This is a genomic window from Vibrio nigripulchritudo (genome assembly GCF_027924785.1).
Taxonomy (GTDB): Bacteria; Pseudomonadota; Gammaproteobacteria; order Enterobacterales; family Vibrionaceae; genus Vibrio; species Vibrio nigripulchritudo.
On the sequence record NZ_AP027049.1, the window covers coordinates 1,653,103 to 1,679,928 of the forward strand.

A 26,826-nucleotide genomic window follows, 5' to 3' on the forward strand; every position below is an offset into this window, starting at 1 on the left:
ATGATTACAATCAATAATAAAAAACAAAAAGATCTAACTCATTCAATAGTAAAACAATTTATCAGTCTCGCCTCGCAAACCCCAGAGTCCATAGCCATAGAAGATAATGCCGAAATTTTGACCTATAAACAGGTCGATGTGCTTAGTGACCGGGTTGCTCATTGCTTGGTTGAGCAGAACATTGGATCCGCGCCAATTCATGTCGGAGTGGTAACAGACAGAAGCTATCGAATGATCATCGCCATGTTGGGAGTCTTAAAAGCGGGGGCGGTTTATGTACCCATTGACCCTAAACATCCAGCAGAGCGACAGCGGTATATTTTTGAAAATGCTCGTTGCTCGATTCTTCTTACCGACAATATCGCCCCTCACTTTTCTCCTGAACGCGCTTTTCATATCGATTCTCTTCTGGAGAACAGCACCATCAAGCCGCTTTCTCAGGTCCACCCTCACTTTGATACCGCCTGTATTCTCTACACTTCTGGTACTACGGGTAAGCCCAAGGGCGCAATGTTGACCAGCAAGGGCATAATGAATACCTGTGAGGCACTGAGCGAAACAATGGGTATCTCTCCGAACTCGATCATGCTGCATTACGCATCGTTAGGTTTCGATTCCGCCACGTTAGAATGGCTGATGGCGCTGACAAATGGGGCTAAGCTGTCGATCATATCGGAAGACCAACGTACCGACCCAGAGGCGCTGTCGTCTTATCTGGTTGAAAAGAAAATTACGCACGCCATCTTGCCTTCGGCGATGCTTCCGTATGTGAACAGTGATCGAGAATACGTACTTGAATCGTTAGCCGCGGTAGGTGATGTGTCTGATGAAAAACTGCTGTGGCACTGGTCAACCAAGTGCAGTGTATTCAACGGCTACGGTCCAATGGAAATGTCAATTTGCACCTCGATCCATCAGGTCGAAAATGGTCAGCCTGTCAATTTAGGGCAGCCGATTCAGCATACCCAAGTGATGGTGATGGATGAGCAAGGTTGTCAGGCAAACGAAGGTGAATCGGGCGAACTGTGGGTAACAGGTGTCGGGTTGAGCCTCGGGTATGTGAACAATCATGAGCAAACCGAACTGGCATTTGTGACCGATAAAAATGGGCGGACTTGGTACAAGACAGGTGATTTGGTCAAGCAAGATGGAATGGGTAATCTCCATTTTAATGGGCGTTATGATCATCAGGTCAAAATCCGTGGAAATCGGGTCGAGCTGGAAGAGATTGAACAGTCCCTCAAGACGTTAAATACGATTGATGATGCCTGTCTTGTTACTCCGACGCACTCAGATGGAAGTAAGTATCTGGTTGCTTTTTATAGCGGGACTGGCGATGAGAAATCTGTTCGAAATATTCTTACCGAAATGCTTCCAGAGAGCCACGTACCTTCTAGTTTTATCAAACTAGATACCTTACCACTTACTACCAACCTCAAGGTTGATCGCCTAGCTCTACACGAATTGTATGCCGGCGACTACGCCGATAAAGCCAAAACTCTAAAGGCAGATTCCGCAAACAATCGAGAAACCATAGCAGCATTATTCTTGTCGGAACTTGCTGTCAGCACACTGAATGAAGGAGAGAGTTTCTTCCAGTTTGGAGGTGACTCTATTGGCTCCATTCGCCTGATCAACAAGCTTAATCAGACCTTCAGCTGTGCCATCTCTATGCGCCAGTTTAGAGAAAACCCAACAGTGTCAGGTGTGTTGGGATTAGTACAAGAAAATGAAACAATTGCGAATGACGGTTCGGAGTCTAAAGCCCTTTCCATTTCCAAACATCGCCCAGATACCTTTGAACTTTCAAGCCAGCAATTGGTGGCGTGGTACATGGCGCAGCAACAACCTGACAGCAAAGCATACCTCGCCGAAGCAGCAATTCATTTTGAAGGTGAGCTCGATGTGCCCGCGTTAGAAGCGGCACTGAACGATGTGTATGCCCGACACGATATTTACCGCACTATTTTCATCGAAGAAGAGGGAGAACCTCGCCAAAGGGTACTGCCAGAAATCCAATACAGACTCAGGGTGGTAGAAGCCGATTCGCAAGACAAAACCGAAGTGATCAACCGCGTGCTGGCAGAACATCTTCCGGGTATCTCCGATCTGTCCCAATTGCCGTTAGCGGAATTTGTCTTGATTCGATTTGCAGGCGATGACCATGTTCTGATGCATCAGGAGCACCACATCATTCATGATGGCTGGAGCGGCAGCGAATTCACATGCGAGATGATGGATGCGTATCGTGCTCGTTCCAGCGGTACGCCGTGGCAACCAGAACCAGTGGCGCAATATTACGATTTTCATACGGCTCAGCAGGGTTGGTTGGAATCTAACGAAGCCGAAAAGCAAAAGAAATACTGGTGCGAAAAGCTGGAAAACTGCCCTCAGGGCGTTCCGTTGTTTGGTAAGCAATCCCACGCGCTTGGGTTTTCAGGTGGTCATCAGAAAATGGTGTTTAGCCAGAAAGAATGGCAAGCAATGGAAGCATTGTGTGGGGCGCAAGGCATTACCCCGTTCGCCTTTACCTCTGCCGTTTTGTATCTCGCGATGTGGCGCTATTCAGGGCAGAGCGATCTGACATTTGGTTCCGCGTTCGCCAACCGAAACTGGCAAAACTCGCACGGTGTGCTGGGCATGTTGGTGAATACATTGGTGCTTCGTCAATCGCTAGATAGCACTTCTATACTGAGTGAACTGCTTGAACAAACTCAACAAACCATAGACGAGGCACAAGACAATCAAGAGTTGCCTTTCACCAAAGTGGTGGAGGCGCTGAACCCAGACCGAAGTGCGGTCAGCAACCCGTTTTTCAATGTGTTGCTTGGGTTCCACGATACCCCAATTGATGTTGCGCCAATTGAAGGTTTGAAGTGGCACAAAGACGAAACCATGATCTCAGAAACGTCGAAATTCGACTTAGACTGCCTAGTGGTGCCAAGAGGAAAATCCTTCAACAAAGACGGGGAAGTACACTTCCTTTGGGAGTACCGCAGCGACGTCTATTCCGCTGAAGAAATCGCCTTGTTCTTAGAAAGTTTTCAGTACCTGTTCCTGGATTTAGTCAATCGATTCGAAGTGGTGTCGAATCAACCGATTGATCGTCTGACAGCAATAACCCCCCGTCAGCAAACACTTATGGATAAGCAGTGGGGAACAGGACCGCAGCTTTCCAATGCCGTGCAAGCGAAATATAGCAAGCTGTCGCTGGTGGCGGCGATCGAACGCGCTGCGCAGCAGAACCCTGATAGTATTGCACTTGCATTTGGTGCCCACTCTTACACCTATGCTCAGCTTGAACTTGCCTCGAATCAACTGGCTATTGAGCTTGATAAAGCGGGCGTGCAGCCGGGAGAGCGAGTCGGTCTTGCCACCAGTCGTTCTCCAGAACTGATCGCTGCCATGTATGCCACTTTCAAGTTTGGCGCTTGTGCTGTGGTCATCGAACCGAGCCTGCCACCTCAGCGCCAAGCCTTTATACTGCAAGATGCTGATATATCCGCTGTTCTGGGAAGTATTTCTGAAAGCAAAGCATCCGTTACTTGTATTCCGATTGAGAGTGCCTTTACACATCATGAAACGTCGCGAATGTGGAAAACACCAAGGTTCGAACACGACCTAAACGCCTACATTCTTTACACATCTGGTTCGACTGGCGTGCCGAAAGGGGTAGACGTGCCAATGTCTTCTCTTCATAACGAATGCTGCTGGCACATTGATGAATTCAACTTAACACCAGAAAGTACAGGAACCTGTCTGGCGTTTGCGGGTTTTGATGCCTTTATGGCAGAAGTCTTCCCACTTCTGATGGCGGGCGGGCAGGTGTTGATTCTGGATGATCAGGAACGTGACGATCTTTCTGTTCTCAGTCAAAAATTGGGTGAAGCTCAGGTCACGCATTGCTGTTTACCAACAGGGCTGTTAGAAGCGGTCTGTGCGTCGGAATTTATCTGGCCAGATTCGTTGCAAACTTTGCTTGTTGGAGGCGATGCTTTGGGGCAGGTTACCTTCCCACAAGGCTTTAACGCTAATTTTTACAACTTGTACGGTCCAACTGAAACCACGGTTGATGCCACATTCGCCAAGCTCGTCCCACAGGTTGCAGGTCAAGCTTTAGAACCACAAACGCCCACCATTGGTCGACCTATTGCCAACGCCTATGCCTGTGTGGTTAATCAGGCAGGAACTGGAGTGAGTACACCTTCGCCAATCGGGGTGCCCGGTGAACTGGTAATGGGCGGGAAAGGCATCACTAATGGGTATCTTAACCAGCCAGAACTGACTCAAGAACGATTTGTTCAGGGACACATTGTGCCTGATTCCGTAGACACCAGATGGTATCGAACGGGGGATCAGGTGCGCTGGTCTCCATCTGGGGAATTAGAATATCTCGGACGCCTGAATGACGAAGTTAAAGTGCGTGGGTTCCGTGTTTCTCTAGGGGAAATTACCGCACATTTGCAAGACCATGATGAAGTGGCTCAGGCGGCGGTGATCGTCCGTCAGGGCGCAATTTACGCTTACGTGACGCTGGTTGAAAGCGAGGTCGCACAGTGGCAAAACAACACCACCAAATACGAGCGACAACTGGCGAGGAAGATTCGGGTGTCGCTGAAAAAGTCTCTGCCAGAGTACATGCGCCCAAGTGCGACACTGATTCTTGAATCCCTGCCACTGACCGAACAAGGCAAGCTGGATAAGCGCAAACTGCCATCCCCATTTGAAGAAGACACCACGTTTGAAGCAGCAAGCAGCGAGATGGAAAACGCCATGCTGTCCATCTGGTCGGAATGCTTGGAACTGCCCAAAATCAGTGTTACGGACAACTTCTTCTCTATTGGTGGACACTCGCTTTTGGCGATGCGAATCATCGCGCGACTGCGTATGGAATTCAGTGTTGAGCTGAAAATGAGTGACTTCTTTGAGTTTGGCACCATTCGCGAACTTTCAGGTTACATCGAGAGCATTTTGGCGGTACAAACCGACGATGTACTCGACGACATGGATGTGATGGAAGAGGGCGAAATATAATGGCACACGAACTGATTCGCCTGGCCAAGTCTCAGGGGGTGCACCTGTATCTGGAAAATGGGGCACTGAAATATAAAGCGAAAAACGGGCTAAGCAAGGAACTGGCAGGACTGCTCAAAAAGAACAAGCCTGAAGTGATGGCATTTCTGGAAATGCACACCACCTCATCGGATTCGAGACCTAAGCCACGTCCAGACAAAACACGTTTTCCTCTGACCTCGGCGCAGCAAAGGCTGTTCTACCTTGAATCGCTCTACGGTGAGAAAGCACCCTATAACATGGCGACCGCTTTTCGCTTGAGCAAAGTTCCCGATATTCAGAAGTTAGAACAGGCGATTCAGACTGTTGTCTCACGTCACAGTGTGCTGTCGACCTGCTTTCTGATGGAAGAGGGCGAACCGTACCAAACCGCAAAAACCGATCTTCCATTTACCATTGAAATCGACCAACCCAAGGAGTGGCAGTCAGATTCATCATGGATGGCACAGCAAGCCAGTCGACCATTTTCATTGGCACAGTCACCTTTGTTCCGAGTTGTCACCAAGCCATGTACTGAAGACGACAATCATCTGTTGTTGTTTGTTTTTCACCATATGGTGTTTGATGGCTTGTCTTATTCTCTGTTCTTTAACGAGTTGAATTTGGCACTCAAGCAGCAATCGGAATCGCTTCCAAGCTTGGATTACCAATACGGCGATTATGCACTGTGGCAACAAGATGCAACTGGAGAACCGCACCAACATAGCGAGCAATACTGGCTGCAGAAAATGAAAGGTGCCGAGGAACTGAATAGCTTGGTGACGGATTACCCGCGTCCGGCAACGCCAGAATTTTCGGGATCCATTTGTCGCCAAAAGTTGGAAAAATCTCTGACGGCAACCTTGAGAGCCTTTGCGCAGCAGCAAGGAGTGTCCGTATTTACATTGCTTCACAGCCTGTTTGCTTTGCTAATTGGGCGCTGGACGGAACGCTCTGACGTGATCATTGGTACACCCGTTGGAGGCAGGCAGGTATCCGGAACGGAATCGTTGATCGGTTTTTTCGTTAACACCTTAGCATTACGAATTGGGCTAGACGAAGACGACCACTTCCTTTCACTGTTACAAAAATCCAAAACCACGCTCTCAGAGGCATTTCGCTACCAAGATGTTCCGTTTGAACGCATTGTTCAGGCGCTAGGTCACGAGAGAAAAAGCAGTTACGCGCCCATCCTTCAAATCTTGTTTGCGTTGCATGAAGACGGCGGATTTGCTCTCGATCTGGACGGTAGCGAGGTAGAAAACCTCAGTGTTGAACGCAGCAATATTAACTTCGAGCTAGAACTTCATGTGATGGATAAAGGTGAAGAGCTAGAAGCAACATGGGTGTACGCAGATAACCTGTTCAGAGCAGAAACCATGGATGCTCTGCAAGATGCTTTTCTTACCCTAATTCAAGGTGTACTCGCGAACCCCAGTGAGAATGTTCATCAATTGCCGATGATCTCATTGGAGGTGGAGCAAAAAATTGAAGGCTGGAATGAAACCAGCCGCGATTTTCCTAACCATCACACCTTTGTTGATATGTTTGAGCAGCAGGTGAAAAAGACCCCCGACAACATCGCCTGTGAGTGGCTGGGGGAAACAGGTACAGAGCAGCTTACGTATGCTCAGCTCAACAAAAAAGCCAATCAACTTGCCCATTTTCTGATTGCTCGGGGGGCGAGCAGTGACCAATGTATTGGTCTGATTGATGCGTGGTCTTCGTCGGCATTGGTCGGAATACTGGGGATACTCAAAAGCGGCGCAGCATACTTACCTCTGGATCCGAACCATCCTGTTCAACGACTAAACGAAATCCTTGAGCTGGCAGATGTCAGCATTACTCTTGCGGGCAGCCAATCTCCTGAGGGTTGTTCGGCTAGTGAGGTTTTTGATCTGGCTTGCGATGAAACTTGGAAAGCACTGGACAGCTATTCGGCGCGAAACCCGAGTGAAGTCAGCGTCCTCACAGATGCCGACGATTTGGCATACGTGATTTTCACTTCCGGTTCGACAGGGCAACCAAAAGGGGTGATGGTCGAGCACAAAAACGTGTCGAACTTCCTGTTCTCCACTCAATCGGTGGTGTGTATTGAAGAAGACGATGTGGTGGCATCGATTGCACCGCCAGCGTTTGACATCCACGTCACCGAAATGTATCTGCCGCTGATGTTTGGCGCAAAAGTGGTGCTGATGAACTGGGAGCAGACGCGTTCTCCTGCCTTGATGGCAGAGTGTCAACGCACCCACAAAATCTCCGTTATGCAAGGCACACCTTCCACGTGGCAAATGTTGATAGATGATGGCTGGATGCCATACCAAGGGCTAAAAATGCTGACCGGAGGCGACGCACTTGGCAGGCAGTTGCATGACAAGTTGCTCGACAGCGATGCTCGCTTTTACAACCTTTACGGACCTACCGAAACTACGGTGTATTGCTCAGGCACAGAAACGCATCTGGACGTCGAAAAAATCCATGTCGGGGCAGCTTTCCCTAACAACCGCTACTACGTGTTGGACGATCATCGACAACAAAAACCGATTGGTTGTGTAGGAGAATTGTATCTTTCCGGTGACAACGTCACGAGAGGGTATTTAAATCAGCCCACACTTACGGCAGAAAAATACGCCCATAACCCTTTTGTGTCACACCAAGAGCGCATGTATCAAACTGGGGATTTAGGGCGTTGGCTACCAGACGGCACGATAGAAATCGTCGGGCGTAAAGATTTTCAGGTGAAAGTGAACGGCTTTCGGATTGAATTAGGTGAAATCGAATACCAGCTTCGTCAACATCAAGACGTTGAGCAAAGTTTGGTTACTACTGTATCGATCAATGCATTGAAGGGTGACGACCCAGAAGGTCAAGGTGCTCAAGCCGATCAAGCTTCTCAAGTACTGGTGGCGTATGTCAAAAGCCAAACCAGCCAGTCTGAATTGGTGCCAAGGCTGACCAAAACGCTGACGCAATCTCTTCCACAATATATGGTGCCGCATTACTTTGTGGTTCTGCCTGTGTTCCCACTGACCGACAATCGCAAGGTGGATCGCCGTGCTTTGCCTCTGCCAGTACTCAGTGAAGAGGCAGAAGGAAAATCTCCATCCACCGAGATTGAAAAAAGGCTTGCCGCACTTTGGTCGGAGTTGCTGGAAACCGAGGTGAGCAACATTGGGCTGAGCTTCTTCGCCTTGGGTGGTCACTCGTTGCTTGCCATCAAGATGGTCAGCCGAATTCAAACTCTTTTTGGCGTCTCGTTATCGCTGAAAGTCCTTTTCGATGCTCCGTCGATTGAAAAGCTGGCGCAGTTGATTGATGAACAACGTTCATCGGATCCGGCTACACAAGATGAAGCAATCCTTGCAAAACAACAAATGAGCGCGCCACTGTCGTATTCCCAGCAACGGTTGTGGACGTTAGACAAAATGGACGCTCATGGACGTTTTTATGCGATCCCACTGATCTATGATCTTCACGGCGAACCTGATCTTCACATTTTGAAGCAGGCAATCAACGCGCTGATTCAACGTCATCAGGTGCTGCTCACTGGCTACATCACTTCTGAAAACGGAATAGACTATCAGCAAGTGATACCGCGTGATGTCGAAATTCAATGGGTGGATGCGGTGGACAACCCATCCGACCTATCGGCGTTGGAAACGACCATAGTGGATGTGCCATTTGACTTGGCAAAAGGGGAAGTGATTCGAGCGGGTTTAGCGAAAATCAGCGAAGATCACACCCGCCTGTATCTTGCGGTGCATCATATAGCGGCTGATGGCTGGTCACTGAGTATTCTTATTGAGGAACTCAACCATTTCTATCAGCAGTTTTCTAAAGAGAGCCACGATTCGCCATTGCCAAATTTGCCCATCCAGTTTTCCGATTACGCCCTTTGGCAGCGAGAACGATATGGCAAAGGTACGTGCATTGCCAAATCGCTAGAAGCTTACTGGCAGCAAAGGTTGGATGGAGCACCGGAGCAACACAGCCTGACGCTGGATTTCCCAAGACCTGCCCAGCCAAGTCACCGAGGAAAAAGTCTGGTGACAAGGTTGGACAGTCAAACCAGTGACAGGCTGACTGACCTCGCCAAAGAACACCAGACCACGTTGTTTAATGTGCTCTATACTGCCTTTTCTGTCTTACTGGCGCGTTTCTCTGGTACGCAGGACATTGTTATTGGAACGCCCGTAGCCAACCGAGAACGCCCTGAGCTTGAAGGGCTGATTGGCTTTTTCGTCAACAATTTACCTTTACGAACTCAGGTAGATGAGTACTCAAATTTTGACGATTTGTTGGCTCGGAATCACCGCCAGATCTTGGAAGATTTTGAGCATCAGTCCTTGCCGTTTGAACGCATGATTACTCTGGCGAAACAAAAGCGCATATTAAACACCAGCCCGTTGTTTCAAGTGATGTTATCGATCGAGCAAGACAATTTGGAACAGGTCGAGCTGCTGGGTTTAGATGCCGAGGCAGTCGCACCTACGGAGACAGAAGCACGATTCGACCTGACTTTAGGTGTCCGCCAATCCAAACATCACCTAGATTTCTCGTGGAATTTCGCCACTGATCTGTTTGCCGAAACGTCTGTTCAGGCAATGGCAGACGCGTTTAATTGTCTATTGAATCAAGTGGCAGAGAACCCGCAACGAACCATCGAATCTTACGCACTCGCGAAGCCAAGGCTCATTGCTGAGGCTCCAGCAGCGCCTTGCAGGACATTACTGGATCTGTTTGAACTCTCACTTGCCAACAACCCTGAACACATAGCTTTGGTTTATGGCGGCGAAACGCTTAGCTACGCATCTTTAGATGCAAAATCCAACCACTTGGCGAACCGATTGGTGTCTCACGGGGTAGACGTTGAAGAACCTGTAGCTTTGGTGTTTGAACGCTCGATAGACATGATTGTCGCTATGTTAGCGGCGGTGAAAGCTGGCGGCGCGTACGTTCCTGTCGATGCCAGTCAGCCAGCGGCGCGAATTGAGCAGATCATTCAAGATTGCGGAGCGAAAGTTGTTCTTTCCCAACAAGCTCTGATCCAAAGTAAGCTATCGGGGCTAAACAATTCAGAGCTTATAGAAATCGCTCACAACGATTTAATGGGTGAGTCCTTAGCATTCGAACGAACGGTTCTGCCTAATCAACTTGCCTACGTCATTCACACATCGGGGTCGACGGGTAAACCCAAAGGCGTGATGGTCGAACACCAAGGTGTGGCAAATTACATACAGAATCAGCAGCGCTATCTGGATCTGGATTCAGAAGAACTGCATCCCAATGCGGGCTTTTTGTATCTTACCAACTTTGCCTTTGATACCTCTGTGGCCAGTATATGGGGGGCACTCGCAAGTGGCAGACCGCTGCATATTGTGTCTGAATCGGTTCGTTTTGATTTGGATGCACTCAGTGAAGCCTTATATCAACCAGACCGTTATGCAGTGGCGTATATTCCCCCAGCGTTGTTGAAAGAGCTGAATACCAATGAGGATGAGGCATTGATCCCGAGAATTGTGGTGTCGGGGGAATCGACTCATCCAGACCTGATTCAAAAATTTGTAACGCGAACTCGCCTTTTCAATGAATACGGACCTACTGAAAACAGCGTCTGTACAACGGTACACGAATATCAAGAGGGTGATGACCCAAGTGTGATTGGTTGCCCTATTGGAGGTGTGCAATGTGTGATTTTGGATGATGTTGGCAATCCCGTACCTGATGGCGTGTATGGTCAGTTGTATCTGACGGGGGAAGGAGTGGCGCGTGGTTACCTACGTTCACCCGAGCTGACCAAAGAGAAATTTGTTTCGCTGAACGGCTTAACAGAGCGATTCTACCAAACGGGCGATATCGTCCGTCTCAATCACTTAGGGCAGTTAACGTTTGCTGGGCGGGCTGACGATCAGGTCAAAGTTCGAGGGCATCGTATCGAGCTGGGCGAAATTGAACACGCCATTTGTTTAGCCTCTGGAGTGGCATCTGCACGAGTCTGGGCAGATGAAAATGCACGTTTGCAAGCGTATGTTCAGCCAGAGAAGAGCGTTGATAACCCATCTGAGTGGTTGGCAAGCGTTCGTGAAGAACTGGCAGATCAACTTCCGGATTATATGATTCCGGCTACCTGGGCATGTGTAGAATCCTGGCCATTAACGGTTAATGGAAAAATTGATCGAAATGCCTTGCCTCAAGCCAAAGCAATTCAGGTTGAAAATAGTCAATCCAAAACCGAAACGCCCAAGACGGAAGCAGAAATCGTTATCGCAGAGGTCTGGCAATCTCTGCTCAATCTGGAAGTGGTGAACGCCAATGATAACTTCTTTGTCCTTGGTGGAGACTCCATCTCGGCGATGCAAAGCGTTTCGCGTTGTGCGGCTAATGGCGTGCACTTTTCTGTTCGGCAGCTATTTGAAACACAAACTGTAACCAAATTAGCGAATGTCGCTATTTTCGACACACCAGATGAAGAACAAAAAGCGAGTGAAGGAAGTGTGTCACTCACGCCGATCCAGCGTGAATTTTTCCAGTTCGCTCGTGAAGAATCACAACGAAACCACTTTAATCAATCGGTGCTCCTGAACGTTTCCAGCACAATCGATCACGCGTCTCTTTTGAATATCGTTAAAGTGATGGTGACAAGGCACGATGTGCTGAGGCTTCGCTTCGAAGCGACTTCTCTTGAAGGTAAAAAATCATCAAAACAACAGTGGCAGGGGATCTTCCAGCCATTGGATAACATGGACTTCCAATCTGTTGTATCGAGTGAACCTCTGAGCGAGAGCAGCACGTTGACAACAGCAAGATGCAATCAGATCCAAACAGAATTGGATACTCAAAATGGTCCTCTTTTCCGATTCGCTTTGTTTGGAGCAGGAACCAGTCATGCCAAGCTGTTCATTGTTATTCATCACCTAGTGGTGGATGGAGTGTCCTGGCGAATTCTGCTCGATGATCTACAAACTTTGGTTGCGCAGCATGATAACGAGCAACCGCTTACCTTGGCGGCTAAGCCTGTTACCTTTAAGAAATGGGTTGAACTCAATCAACAAAGATCTTGGTGCGCATCGGAGATAGCATTCTGGCAGCAAGAAGAAAGGCAAATACGACCGAGATTTGAATCTGTTTCAGGCATCGATACCCAAACCGTTCGGCTTTCTCTTAATTCAGCCGACACTGAACGGCTAACTAGCCAAGCGAACAGAGCATTTGGGACGCAAACTCAGGATTTGTTGCTTGCAGCTTTGTTCCAAACCTTGTCTACCGAAGAACCCAATCAAGGATCATCAAATCATACAATTCGACGTCTTTCTCTTGCTCTTGAAACTCACGGTCGCCATACGGAAGGCTGTGACCTGAATTTGAGCGAAACCCTTGGCTGGTTTACGTCAATTTACCCACTCAATCTGGTGTCTGATGATCCGACACTAGGCGATGTGATTTGCGCAATTAAAGAAAAAGTTCGTCAAGTTCCTCAACATGGGCTGGCGTATGGCTGGCTAAAAGATAACTCCTCCGAGCTTGATGCAAACGCTCAGTCTCCAGATATCTTATTCAACTTCTTGGGGCAAATATCCAGCGGAGAGTCTGGCGCGGAAGACCAGAGCCTGTCACTGGTGACGGGGTTTGAAACCGATGATGGCACGCAAAATCAGATGATGTCTAGAGCCTTGTCTTTTAACGGACGCATCATTGATGGTGTGCTGTCGATAGACTTGGATTACAACGCCAATGTTATCAATCAAGCAGAAGTCGCTCGCCTGACTCAGAGCTACATTGAACACCTACAATCCCTTATCGAACATTGCTGCGAGCAAGAAAAAATTCGAAAAACGCCATCAGATTTCCACTGCCTACAACTCAGTCAGTCGGATGTTGACCAGTGGCTACAGGCGCTTGAAAAACAAAACAGAAACTTTCTGGATGTATATCCGGCAACTGGCATGCAGCAAGGCATGATTTATCACAGCGAGTTGGAGCGAGACGCTTACATCACCCAACTTACGCTGTCTCTCAATCACGTAGATGGAGAGTGTCTCAAAGCCGCGTGGGAAAAGGTACTGCATCGCCATGATATTTTCAAAACCTCGTTTGTTTTGGGTTCTGATGGCAGTCATTACCAAAGGGTCGCGGATCAGGCGGTTTTGCGATGGCAGGCAGTCAATCTGGTTGGAATGAGTGAGTCTGATGCGCATGACAAATTGTCTACCATCCAGAAAGAAGAGCGAGTTTCTGGCTTTGAACTGAGTGATACCACTCAGACCAAGTTTTATTGGCTCCAAACTGAACAAGACAAGGGGAAACTGGTCTGGTCTACCCATCACGCGCTGACCGATGGCTGGTGTATGCCCATCTTGATGCACGAGCTGTTTGAGTGTTACGCCTCAATTGATTCGGCGACAGACTCAAATCTCGACGACTCTATTCCTTACAGGCGCTACGTAGATTGGTTGCAGCAGCAAGATTCCGATTCTGCCCGCTGCTTCTGGCAAGCGAAGCTCGGTGATATTGAAGAGCCGACCCAACTACCAACCAAATCGTTCAACGAAAAAATGGATGAAAACCTTCAAGGCAAAGGCAATGTGCCTCTTGTGTTGAATGCAGATCTTACACGTCAGTTGGAATCACTGGCGAAAGAAGCGCAGTGCACCTTAAACACAGTATTGCAAGGGGCGTGGGCGTGGCTGTTATCGACATACTCTGGTGACAATCAGGTGGTGTTTGGCACCACCGTTTCGGGGCGTCCGGCAACCTTAGCCGGGTCGGAGTCGATGGTTGGTTTGTTCATCAATACCTTGCCTGTTGTGGCAGAGATTGAGCGTCAAACAGGGGTATTAGACTGGCTGAAAGGGTTGCAGCAGGGCTTCGCTGAAGCGGAGGAGCATGGATATTTGCCTCTGCACGAGATTCAAAGCCTGTCTTCGGTAAAAGGGCGTAATCTGTTCGACAGCATTGTGGTGTTTGAAAACTACCCGATTAATCACTCAGAGCAGCAAACCGTTAAGAACGGCTTTAGTGTGGACAAGGTTGAAGCAGAGGAGGAGACCAACTTTGGGCTCGCGCTGCAAGCCTTCAAAACGCGAGATGCAGAGGATTCGCGGTTAGAGCTGTCGCTGCAATACGATCGTGCTCTGTTTGCAGATTGGCAGATGACCCAGTTGATGGAACATCTCAACAACATTTTAAATGGCTTCATAACGCATAAAACCTCCGCGTTGCAAAACGTTCAATTGCTGGGAGCTTCAGAAGTAGAAGAACTGATGTCCACTCTGAATGGCAGTACGAATCCCATTCCAGATTGTTCCATCCATGAACTGTTTGAGCAGTATACCCGAGAAACTCCCGATCAAATTGCGCTGATCGATGGGGAAAGGCAGTGGAGTTACCGAGAGCTGGATAACGTAACTAACGCCTTGGCACGACATTTAAAAGCGTCGGGCATTAAAGAAAATGACCGCGTTGGAGTATGTGTTCAACGTTCGGCAGAAATGGTGGTCGGCGTGCTGGCGGTGCTGAAAGTCGGGGGGCTTTACGTTCCCATGGACGCCAAACATCCGCAAGCGAGAGTCGAATTGATTGCCGAGCTGGCAAGCGTTCAATGCCTGCTGACAGACGGCAGCGCTGAGATAGCAAAAAGTGACAATGCACTCCCTAGTTTCCGGCTTTCAGACTGGATGAGCGCTACTTCCGAGAACGAATTTGAAAGCGCGCGTCGCAACCCACAAGACAGTGCCATGGTGATTTTTACCTCCGGATCAACGGGTCAGCCGAAAGGTGTTGAAATTGCTCATCAAGGAGTCGTCAGGCTGCTTAAAAATACCAATTTCGTTTCTATTCCCGCCAATAGCTCGGTCGGGCAAGTCAGCAGTTTCTCGTTTGATGCATCCAGCTTCGATATCTGGGGCGCGCTGATTAACGGCGCAACTACTGTCATTCTGCGTGATGAAGACATCCACAATGTGGATGTCTTTGCAGACAAGATTGCCCGCCACAACATCAAAACCTTCTGTATGGCAACGGCCTTGATGAATCAACTTGTGGAGTTGAAGCCTGATTTATTCACTACAGTTGATTACCTGCTGTTTGGTGGCGAGACCGTTAACGGCAGTGTGGTGGAGCGAATGTTCGAATATGGCAAGCCAAAGCATTTGGTGAATGTGTACGGACCGGCGGAAAACGCCACCATATGTGCAACTTACGATATCCAAGCGATACAGCCCGATTACCCAATGGGCAGAGCAACCAACCATTCCACTGTGTATGTGCTCAATCAGCACAAGCAATTGTTACCTAAAGGTGTTGTGGGAGAGCTCTACGTAGGGGGCAAAGGCATTGCCAAGGGCTATTTTGGTCGAGACGACTTAACGCAGGCGAAGTTTGCCGACCACTCGTTTGAAAATGGTCGTACAGAAAGGCTTTATCAGACTGGGGATCGGGTTCGTTACAACCAGGATGGGCAGCTGGAATTTGTATCGCGCGTTGACCATCAGGTCAAAATCCGCGGTCAACGGCTGGAGCCTTCTGAAATTCAATTACGATTGCTTTCTATCCCTAAAGTGGAAGCTGCGTACGTTGCTACGTTGGATGGGGCGACGGAGAAACAACTCTTTGCGGCGGTCCAGCTGACTTCGAATTCAAACGATGAAGAGTTAGAGCGGATAAAAGCGCAACTTATCGACACGCTGCCTAGCTACATGGTGCCAAGCATCTGGCTGAATGTGGAAGAGATGCCATTAACACCGAATGGAAAAGTAGATGCGCGCTCACTGATCGCCATAGCGCAAAACAGCAACAACCGGCAGGTCAATACGGGAGCACCTCGTGACGACATTGAGATGAAGCTGTATCAAATATGGCGAGACATCTTACTGGAAAAAGAAATCGGTATTCGTGACCACTTTTTTGATGTGGGTGGATCATCCATTTCTGCCATCAAAGTCATGCATTTTGTGGAGAAACAGTTTGGCGTAAGGATTCCGGTAGTTGACCTAATTAAGCACCCAACTATCGAAGCCTTGGGTGGTCTGGTTCGCCAGCAGTTGCAAACGCAGAAAGGGGAACGTGACTCCGCAACGCCTTCGTCGTCCTGGCCGCATGGCGTAATTGAATTTCGCCCTAGCCAGAACGGCAAAAATGTCATCTGTATCCATCCTGCAGGGGGGACAGCATTTGGGTATTTGCCGTTTGCCAAAGCGATGCCAGAAGAATTCGGGATTTACGGCATTCAAGCCAAAGGCGTCGACACTGATGAAGACTTTCTGCCCACCGTTCAGGCAATGGCGGAATTTTACCTGAGCCAAGTTAAGCCTTTGCTGTCTATGCCGCATGTGTTTGTCGGAGCTTCTTACGGTGGCATTGTCTCGTTTGAAATGGCGAGGCTGATGAAAGAGCGAGGCTGCAACCATTCCACTGCGGTGGTGCTAGACAGCGAAGCCACCGAAAAACCAGAAGTGCTGGCGATGATCGCGCCTGTTTCTGCCGATGTTTTCCGTGAAAAACTGGTGAAGTATAACGGGATGTATCCGGGTATTCAGGACGAACAAATCGCCCGTTACCACCGACTCTATAACCACCACTTAGCCACGATCAAAATTCTTAGGTTGGCAGTGTCCAACGCCCAGACACTATTGGTGATGGCAACCGAAGACAAAGACGACGAGCACTTGGGGCTGATGGAGGCATTCTGGTCTTCCAAAGTGAGTACGTTGCTCAGGGTTGAAACCATCAAAGGGGATCATTCAACGTTACTGGAGCCGCCTTACATCAACGATGTGGCTGCAATGATCGAAAAGGAGCTATCTGATGATTGAGTTGTTTGAAGAGATAGTCGCTTCTCACCCTGATCACCTTGCCATTGAAGACGGTGAAAGAGAATTAACTTATGTTCAGCTGGACAGGTTAAGTGATGCGTTAGCCGCTCATTTTGATGGTTTAGGTATTAAATCGGGCGATCGCCTTGGGGTTTGTTTGCCCCGTTCCATCGAATTGGTGACAACATTGTTGGCAGCAGTGAAAATGGGTGTGTGTTACGTACCCATCGAGCCAAGCACGCCTCAAAAGCGGCGCGAGGAGTTGTACCAGCAATGCGGTATCGAAACTGTGGTGTCTGAATCAACGATTCTCTCCAAGTGGGTGCAAGAGTCTGACAAGGAAGAAACAGTCGCTATAAGCCCTATCGAGCAAGGGTTTACTGAGTGGCTAAGTCATATTGATACGCTTGATGTGCCCATGCCTCTTTGTTCCGCAAACAACTGTGAAGACTTGGCGTGTCTGTTTTTTACCTCGGGTTCAACTGGAGTTCCCAAAGGGGTGTCGGTTCTGTGTACGGGTATTCAAAGCGTGGTCCATCAGCCGAACTATGTGCCGATTGAGCTGGGCAGCCGGGTAGGGTGTTTGGCCAACCCAACGTTTGATGCGTTAACCTTTGAAGTCTGGGGTGCATTGCTTAATGGCGCGACCATCGTCGTCGTGAATCAAGAATCTTTGTTTAACCCGGCTCTGCTTGCCAGCAAGTTAAAACATTCTCAAATTGACGTTGCCTTTATGACGACGGGTCTGTTCAATTTGATGGCGTTGGAAGACCCACAGGCGCTGGCGTCCATTCAACATTTATTGGTGGGGGGAGAGGCATTCGTTCCTGCCAACGCAGCGTATTTTTTTGATGCAGACAAAACCAAAAAAGCGCACTTATACAACGCATACGGTCCAACAGAGTGCACCACGTTCAGTGCGTGTCATCCGATATTGCCTGAGCGATTACCTGAATACATTGAATCTGGTCGCGTACCCATTGGTACAGGTATCAACCAAACGCAGATTCATATCATGGTTGATCGAAATCGTTTTGCACAACCCGGTGAAATTGGGGAGATTGCGATTACCGGCCCCGCTTTGGCAAAAGGGTACTTTGGTGACCAGAAAAAGACCGAAGAACGTTTCCTATTTCTCCCATGGTTGAACGAAAAAGCGTATCTGAGTGGCGATTTGGGACGAATTAACGAGCTTGGCGAGATCGAATTTCTAGGGCGGGAAGATCAACAAGTCAAAGTTCGGGGGCATCGAATTGAGCTGACCGAGATTGAACAAGTCCTTCAGTCACACCCAAGCGTAATGCACGCATCCTGTGTGCCTGTCAAAGATCAGGAAACTGACATCTACGCTTATCTGGTATTAGAAAGTGACGCCAGTAAGGAGTCGCTGAGAACCCACTTAAAGCAGCATTTGCCTGCGTACATGTTGCCGCACCGATATTTTGCAATTACCAATCCTCCATTGAACAAAAACGGCAAGCTCGATCGACGCCAACTTCGTAAGATGGAAAACCGAGAAATCACCGATTCTGACAACCGTGTGATAAGCGCGAGGGCAGAGTTACTTCGGCAAGCCCCCGTGTCTGGTGAGTACTTTATGTCATTGACCAAAGGGGTTCTGCATCTGACAAGCGAACCGAATTTGGATGAAAGCTTTGTCGAATGTGGTGGTGATTCCCTGAAAGCCATGCGACTGGTGGCTAGGCTGCGTGAAAAGTGGGATTGTTCACTCAGCGTGGGCGATGTCATGTCGAGCGAATCATTGTTGTCTGTAGCGAAACAGATCGAGCAGCAAGCTTTGATACCCCAAGAAGCAGGCGCAGAATGGGCGGCAGAAAAGCAAGACGGTTCTCGCTATTTGGCTTCCCCCGAGCAGGCTCGCTTGGTACTGTTGCAATATTTGAATGCAAGCTCGGTGGCGTACAACGCTCCATATCACTTTGAAATTCAAGGTGAGTTGGATGTTGATGCATTTAAAAAAGCGTGGGAGTTCACCGTGAAACACCACGGCGCGCTGAGAAGTGCCTTTCTTCAGAGCGACGGTCAAATTGAAGTAGTTGAACGCGACTACGAAGATTCTCTGTTCGGGTGCCAATGGTTGGGAAGTCAAACCCATAAGTTGGACAATGTCGCCAACGCGGTATTCGATATTGAAAACGACGCTTTGTGTCGGGCAGCCATTGCCCAATCCACCAATAAAAATACCTACTACTTGGTGCTGTGTTTTCACCACTTGGTGATTGATGGTTGGAGTGTCAATGTACTGTTTAAAGCGTTAAGCGAAGCGTACCATTCAGTCATTAAGAATCGCTCTTTGGCAAAAAATGACGACGAGGATTTGTTTGAATCAAGGTTGACTCCCGTTTCTTACGCATCGTTCAGCGTTAAGCGTCAGCAGTACCACCAAAGCCGTTCAGCTCAAGTGGCGCGAGCATTCTGGCAGCAGCAAAGCAAACTCTCTCCACCCACGTTGTTTGGTGAAAATGCACCTCTTTGCCAATCTAATAATACCGATGGCACGCATGAAATCATTTTGGATGATGACTTATGGCGCACGGCAAAACTTCGCGCTAAACAACAAGGCATCTCCTTATACAGCCTTCTTCTGGCAGCGTTCAGCCTGACTTTAAACCGCTACTTTCAGCAAGATCGTGTGTCCGTTGCCTCTCCAGTCGCTAACCGTGAGGGCGGAGATTTCGAATCACTGGTGGGCATGTGTGCCAACACCTGTTTGTTCCAGGTGGATATGCCTTCGGGGTTGAGTGTCGACAAGTATCTGGCTTTGGTGAATCAAGTGGTGGTGCAAACCCAGAAACACCAAGAGATAGACTTTGGTGAAGTGGCTGCTCTTCACCGTGATCGAAACCAGGACATCATCGAAGCCATGTTGGTGTTGGAAAACACCGATACTCAAGCACTGAATCTTGATGGATTGGCGCTCACTGCAAAAACGCTGTTTTCTGGTGAAGCCAAGTTCCCGCTCACACTGTTTGTGACCGACTTGGATGAAAAAGCCGAATGCGTACTGGAATTTCAAGGCAGCAAACTGAATCTTGAACTGGTGAGCCAGTTTGCGCGCTCGTTTTCTGCTGTGTTGAATAATCTTGCCACGCAGCCGAATTCTGCGATTCATTTATTGCCCGCATTTAATCAAGAACAGATGACACAGCAAATGGGGCGGAGTGAACAGCCACAAACGGAGAGCCTGCCTTGGAAGCGGCTTGATGAATGGTTTGACTATCAGGCATCGGTTACGCCTGATGCTCTGGCGGTTGAACTCGGTGAAGCAAGGCTTACTTACTACGAACTGCACGAACAGAGCAATCGTATTGCGCAAGTGTTAGCAGAATATGTTGAACCAGACGGCAGCAGTATTGTTGGGGTAAGTTTTCATCGTAGCCCCGAGGTGTTGTTTGCGATACTCGGAATTCTGAAAGCGGGCGCAGCGTACCTTCCTCTTGATCCTGATTACCCAAGTGATCGCTTGGAGAGAATGATTGAGATGTCTGGGGTGGCGCTCACGATCGGAGGCGCGCATTCTGCACTTCAACACCACTGCTCATTCAAAACCATCGCGCAGCTACTTCAGGGTTTCGGTGGGCTGAACGCGCCTGATAAATTCCTGAATCTCGCGGAAATGAAGACAGACAGAGCCTACGTGCTTTATACGTCAGGCTCGACGGGTACGCCCAAGGGTGTCGATGTATCACACCGTTCGCTACTCAACTACCTTTCGCATTGCACCCATCATTATTACAGCGACGCTGAGCGAGGGGTGGTGTCTTCATCAATCAACTTTGACGCCACGATTACCACCTTATTAGTGCCCCTTGTTTCAGGCAAAACGGTTTCGTTGATAGAGCAAGATGGCAATGAAATCCAATCCATTCTTAATGCGCTGACGAGTTCAGAGCCAGCAGTGTTCAAGCTAACGCCGACCCATTTGAAAGCCTTGAGTTTTTACTTGGATTCAGAACAACCGCTTTTGACCAATCACACGTTGGTCATTGGTGGAGAAGTGTTCGATGCGACAACCGCAAAACGTATCGCAAATTCGCTGCCCAATGCACGAATCATTAATGAATACGGGCCAACCGAAGCCACGGTAGGGTGCACTACGTACTCTTATCGCTACAAAGACACGTTCCATTCCGATTCTAAGCTAGCTTCAGTGCCCATTGGCAAGCCGATCAGCGGCACGGCTATCTATGTGCTAAATCCATACGCTCAACCCTGTCCTGTCGGTGTTCAAGGGGAAATTTATATAGGCGGAAACGGGTTAGCGAATGGGTATTTGAATCAGCCTGATACCACTCTAGAACGTTTTGTCCGAGTGAATGTGTTTGGGAAAACTCATAGGCTCTACAAAACCGGCGATCTTGGCTATTGGAATGAGCAAGGCGAACTGATTTACTGCGGTCGAAACGACGAGCAAGTGAAACTCAACGGCTATCGGATTGAGTTGGGTGAGATAGAAAACGCCTTAGCCAATGTACTGACCAACGCAGCGTGCGCGGTGGTGTTGAAATCCAACTCAGAAGGAATGGAAACACTAATCGCGTATTGTCAGATGGGTTCTGAAGAGCTGGCAGAAAACAAAACGCGCTACATCGATGTCTTATCTCAGCAACTGCCGGACTTTATGGTGCCGAAGCTATTTGTCGCCATCAATGCATTACCAGAAACGCCTAATGGCAAGCTGGATCGTGATGCGCTGCCTGTCCCTAAGGAGTGGTTTACGGCAACCAAAGAGGTGAGTAATCAAAGTGAGATGGCTTCGTCGATTGGGCAGCGAATACACTCTATTTTCAATGAGCTGCTTGGTCGCTCCATCGACCCGGACAGTCACTTTTTTGAAGCAGGATTTAACTCTTTATCATTGATGAAAGCGCACAGCCATATCATCAAAGATGACCAACTCGGTCAGATGACGCCGCCGATAAAGCTGGTGGATCTGTTTGCCCATTCCAGTATTCGCAAACTTACCGAACATGTCGAAAATTCCACGCCAGTATCGGCATCACATATTCAAAATTCTCCGTCTCAAACCAGTGATATAGCGGTTATCGGCATGGCGGTGAACTTACCCAACGCCGACAATCTAGAGGCGTTTTGGCGTGTGATTCAAAGTGGTGAAGAATGCATTCAGCGCATAGAACAACCGGATGACAATACCGATCCATCTTGGGTTTCCGTCCGTTCAAGTATGGAAGGTGTCGATGCGTTCGATGCGGGATATTTTGGTATTTCAGAGCACGACGCCAAGTTGATGGATCCGCAGCAACGCCATGCGCTGATGAACGCCGTTCATGCTTTGGAAGACGCGGGTATTCAATGGAGCAACGCCAACCCTATCGGTGTGGTTATGAGTGCCAGTGATAACACCTATGGCAGCAAAGTTTTAAGAAACAGCGATGGAAAGCTGGATGACTACGCTTTATCTCTGCTGAATGAGAAGGACTTTATCTCGACTCGGATCGCTTACCACCTCAACCTGACGGGGCCTGCGGTCACCTCTCAAACAGCCTGTTCCAGTTCCCTCGTTGCGATTCACCAGGCGTGTCGTCAAATTCAAACTCAGGAGTGCGATATTGCGTTGGCGGGCGGGGTAAATGCAGATTTGGATACGCTGGAAGGATACGCCTATCGAGAGGGGATGATCCTATCGAAAGACGGTCACTGCAAACCGTTTTCGAAACACGCTGGCGGCACAGTGCCTGCTAATGGCATTGGCATGGTGGTACTGAAACGATTGGATTTAGCCCAGCAAGACGGTGACCGAATTTACGCGGTAATCAAAGGCAGTGCAGTCAATAACGATGGCAAGGATAAAGTCAGCTTTTACGCTCCTTCCGTAAAAGGGCAGGCAGACGTCATCGTTCAAGCGCAAAAAAATGCGGGTGTCACTAGCGAGCAGATGGATTACATCGAAGCACACGGCACAGGCACTAAACTGGGCGACCCAATAGAAATTGAAGCGCTCAGCCATGCGTTTGAACGCAATCGAAGCAAAGGCGTGCAAAGCCCCGAGTGCTTAATAGGTTCGACAAAAAGCCAGATGGGACACCTTGGCAGCGCGGCAGGTGTGACGGGCTTTATCCGCACTGCGCTTGCTCTTTATCGAGAGGAGTTGCCAAAGGGTACTTGGAATGACGAGCCGAACCCAGACATCGACTTTTCCCGAGCAGGTCTTTTACTGACCAAAGACAGCTACAAATGGAATGGCAACAACCGAGTAGCCGGCGTCAGTAGCTTTGGTATGGGAGGAACAAATGCCCATGTGATTCTCGGATCTTATGATGCAGAGAATCCTCCTTCTGCGGGTAGCCTGCCGCTTACGCAGTTCCACAAAAAGCCTTATCTGAGTGATTTCTATCATCGTTCAGTAACGGCAGAACCCAGTGAACGCGCAGAGTTTGAAGACTGGTTCAGAGAGGAGTGCTGGCAAAGAGCGACGAAGGTGTCACAGAAAGAAACGGATCTGCCGACATTGGTTTACAACTCAGAACTCACTCATTGCCCTCATCTTTCAGAAGTGTTCCACGCCAACACCGTTGAGGTGACCAATATTGAGGCGTTTAAAGCGTCTTTGGAAGCATTGAGTGCCAATCATACCCGTGTGAATGTGTTGTACTGTGTCGATGAAAAAAATCCTCTCTGGCAAGGTGTGGAACTTATTCAGGCTTGTCTATCTGCACCACAAAATATGGAAGTCTCTCTGATTTGCCTGCTTAAGGGCGTTGCTGATGTGACAGGGGATGAAGCCCTGATACCAGAGAGCAGTACCGTTCTAGGTTTGGCGAATACAGTAACGATTGAACAGCCCAATCTGTCAATGATGTGCTTGGATGTAACTGATTCGGCGTCCACTTCTCAGCTTTCAGCAGGAATTGCCACCTTGTTTGAACGAATGAAAAAGCAAACTGAAGAGAGTGCAGAGCACATAAACCTTTATGCCTTAAGAGGACGCTACCTTTGGAAGCCTACGTATCAGCCATATCACTTTGAAAATGAAGCATACCGCTTTGAAAGTGAACCCTATCGCTTTGAAAATAAAGAAGTGGCGATGCCTGACTCAGGTGTGTACATCATAACTGGGGGGACAGGTGGGATAGGGCAACATCTTTGCGAGTATCTAAGCAGTCTTAATGAGAATAACGTGGTGATCTCCGTATCACGCAGCGCAAGCGATTCTTCACTTTCAACTCAACCTGGCATTCAGACTGTTCAATGCGACGTCAGTGATTCCGAGCAGTGGCATACGCTTATCGATTCTGTCGCAACCACATTTGGTAAGGTAACGGGCATCGTTCATGCCGCGGGTTCTGCTGGGGGCGCTATGTTGCACTCCGCAACCGCAAGCACCATTGAATCGAGCCAGAGCGCCAAAATAGCGGGTGCGCAAAACATCGTAAATTCAGCGCGCCAATATCATCCTGAATTTGTCGCGTTCTGTTCGTCTATGTCTTCGGTTTATCCAGTAGCAGGACAAACGGATTACTGCGCGGCGAATACGTTTTTAAACCAACTTGTGGCGTCTGAGAATCAATCTGGAACCGTTCGATATATTTCTCTGAACTTCCCAACATGGGCAAAGACGGGAATGGCGAAAGCAGTAGAAGACACGGCTTTTGCCATCACACCAGAGGAGGGCGTTAGGGTATTCGAGCGAGCGGTTGAAAGTGGTGAGAGGGTAATTTACGTTTCTCCGCTGAAACCAAAATTCGCACAGGCGTTTTTCCATCGTTTGAATAGCAAGCCTGAACGGACTTCAAATATTGAGCAATCTGCCTTTGCGAACTCTAATGTGCGCGAACAACTCACCCGCATCTTTTCTGAGGTGCTGGGGATGGACGAAAGCGATACAGAAGCGGACGTGTGTTTCTATGATTTGGGAGGAGACTCACTAACGGTTCTGGATCTGTTTGATGAGCTTAATGCGACATTTCCCAACCAATTTTCTCTGGCAGAACTGAACCACAATATCTCGATTGATCGTCTTGTTGAGAAGTTAGAGTGTGGAGCTCAGTCTGACAGTTTGGTGCCAGATGATGATGAAATTGATGTTGTGATTCACCCCGTTGGCGGTGAAGTTTCTGGTTATCGATACTGGTTAGAAAACTATCCGAAAAATCGAACGGTGTTAACTCTTCGTGATCCACTGTTAGGTGATGAACGTGAGTTTCTATCTACGATTGAATCCTTAGCAGAGCATTACCATAACACCTTGAAGGGTAAGAAAGTTAGCAGAGTTATCGGTTGGTCATTTGGTGCTGTTATTGCACTGGAAATGGCGAAAAACCTCGATCCTGCTGTTGAGCTGGTTTTGATTGATCCTCCTGCTTTGGATGGACAAAGGGAGACCGACCAGCAAGAACTCAATCGGGTGTTTGTCAGTGAAATCATCCAGCAGTATCCAGAACTTGAAGGGCTGCTTAACTCTCAAAGCTCAGTATCAGACATTGTGAAGACCTTGTCCCAACAAGGGCACGTTCAAGCCAGTGAACAGACTCAACAATATCTTGAAAAAGTAGTGTCTACTTGCCAAAAGAATGCGGCTGCGCTGGCAACTTATCGCTCCACACACAAAGCCAGTAATCCTACATGCCTATTTTATGCCTCTGAACATGAAGAAGAAGAGCAACAAAGAATGCTGGCTTCATGGCAAATACGTCTTTTGAACATGACCAGTCAGGTTGTGAATGGAGACCATTATTTGATTCTCAATAATGAAGGGAGTAAAGCCATGATTGAAGTGCTGCAGAGCTACTAGGGAATAGGAAAACAAAAGCCCTCTAAACGTGAAGTTGAGAGGGCTTAAAGCTTTCAGTTATTCAGGGGTTTAGCTATTCGCTGCCTGAGTACCGAAATGCCTCACGAGTCAGGGTATTGAGCTCCACATCGCTCATATCACTGTGTGCCACGGTGATCCTTCCCAGATAAATTAACGGAACCTCAGACGCTCGTTTTTCAAGGTAGAATTTGATTGACTCAGCCGTTGCCACGCCTAAATCGTCACTCATGCGCATGGGAGTTGCGTCTAGCTCGTCCAGCTTGATTTTTTCAATCTCTTTGGCTGTACCGCCCCAACCAGTGATAAAAATATCATCCAGTTTCTTGGCTTCACGCAGCGCATCAACCGCACCCATGGTCATTGCTGTATTGGCATTGTGAACCATGGTGACCTCTGGGAAATTATCCAATATCAGGCGCACTCCATCTGCTCCCCCAAGCTTCTGGTATTGTCCAAAGTGCTCGTACACGCTTAACCATTCACCTTTTTCCTCAACGCAGTCAATAAACCCCTGAGAGCGCTGAGTATCGGTGATCCCCGGAATACCACGGTTAGCCGCGAAGCTCACGTCATTTCCGAGATGTTTAATGACGTAATCACAAAGCACTTCTGCACCCATCGCGCTGGAGAAATCGAACCAGGCATCCGGCTGGAATTCCCATTCAGGGTTTGGGGTATGGAACGCCCAGATGAACGTCTGAAAGTCGGTGGATGCCGCCAGTTTCTGAATATTGCTTGATTGCAATTCCAGTTCCGAAGGACCAAAAATCACAAAATCGTAGGAAACTTCAGCATTCAAAACTGAGTTGGTGTGCTGAGTCTGAAGGGAGTGCTCGATCTGCTTAGATGTGAACTCGGTGACTTCGAACGGAAGCTTCAGAGCTTCAAGTCTTTTTGTCATTGCGGTGTAGTTTCGGACCCAAAAGTCAGAAATATCCGCACTGGGATAAATAATTGCGATGCGTATCGGCTTTTCTGGTTTTTTCGTCAGCGGTTCAGGTGGGGCACTTACCGTGATCTGAAATTTCTCCAATTTACCCGCATCTATCTGATGTATCTGGGAGTTCTTAGTGTTTGAACTATCAGCAAGCCCATCCGTAGGTGAAAGTGCCAGAGTTCCGGTTATAGCAGCAAATAAAAATTTATAAATGTGATAGTTCATCACTGTTA

The 26,826-nt window shown here is 48.5% G+C and carries 4 protein-coding genes; 3 read left to right on the top strand and 1 reads right to left on the bottom strand.

Annotation, left to right across the window (positions count from 1 at the left end):
* The 3 genes from QMG91_RS07775 to QMG91_RS07785 are packed head-to-tail and all read left to right on the top strand — an operon-like array spanning position 1 to position 25,635.
* A complete protein-coding gene (locus QMG91_RS07775) occupies positions 1–5,034 on the top strand; it encodes a non-ribosomal peptide synthetase (RefSeq protein WP_281830099.1) in 5,034 nt (1,677 codons plus the stop codon).
* Positions 5,034–16,862 (top strand): non-ribosomal peptide synthetase, encoded by an 11,829-nt coding sequence (locus QMG91_RS07780; protein ID WP_281870220.1) that lies wholly within the window; start codon positions 5,034–5,036, stop codon positions 16,860–16,862. The genes QMG91_RS07775 and QMG91_RS07780 overlap by 1 nt, the downstream gene beginning before the upstream one ends.
* On the top strand, positions 16,855–25,635 hold the full coding sequence (locus tag QMG91_RS07785) for a non-ribosomal peptide synthetase (protein WP_281830104.1): 8,781 nt from the start codon (positions 16,855–16,857) through the stop codon (positions 25,633–25,635). The genes QMG91_RS07780 and QMG91_RS07785 overlap by 8 nt, the downstream gene beginning before the upstream one ends.
* A gap of 73 nt (positions 25,636–25,708) precedes the next feature.
* Here the strand turns inward: QMG91_RS07785 and QMG91_RS07790 are convergent, their stop codons facing one another.
* Positions 25,709–26,818 (bottom strand): substrate-binding domain-containing protein, encoded by a 1,110-nt coding sequence (locus tag QMG91_RS07790; protein ID WP_281830105.1) that lies wholly within the window; start codon positions 26,816–26,818, stop codon positions 25,709–25,711.
* Positions 26,819–26,826: the final 8 nt, after the last annotated feature.

What these genes read in the sequence shown, in the direction of transcription:
- QMG91_RS07775 (WP_281830099.1), top strand. Translation starts at nt 1, where the DNA reads ATGATTACAATCAATAATAAAAAACAAAAAGATCTAACTCATTCAATA.
- QMG91_RS07780 (WP_281870220.1), top strand. Translation starts at nt 5,034, where the DNA reads ATGGCACACGAACTGATTCGCCTGGCCAAGTCTCAGGGGGTGCACCTG.
- QMG91_RS07785 (WP_281830104.1), top strand. Translation starts at nt 16,855, where the DNA reads ATGATTGAGTTGTTTGAAGAGATAGTCGCTTCTCACCCTGATCACCTT.
- QMG91_RS07790 (WP_281830105.1), bottom strand. Translation starts at nt 26,818, where the DNA reads ATGAACTATCACATTTATAAATTTTTATTTGCTGCTATAACCGGAACT.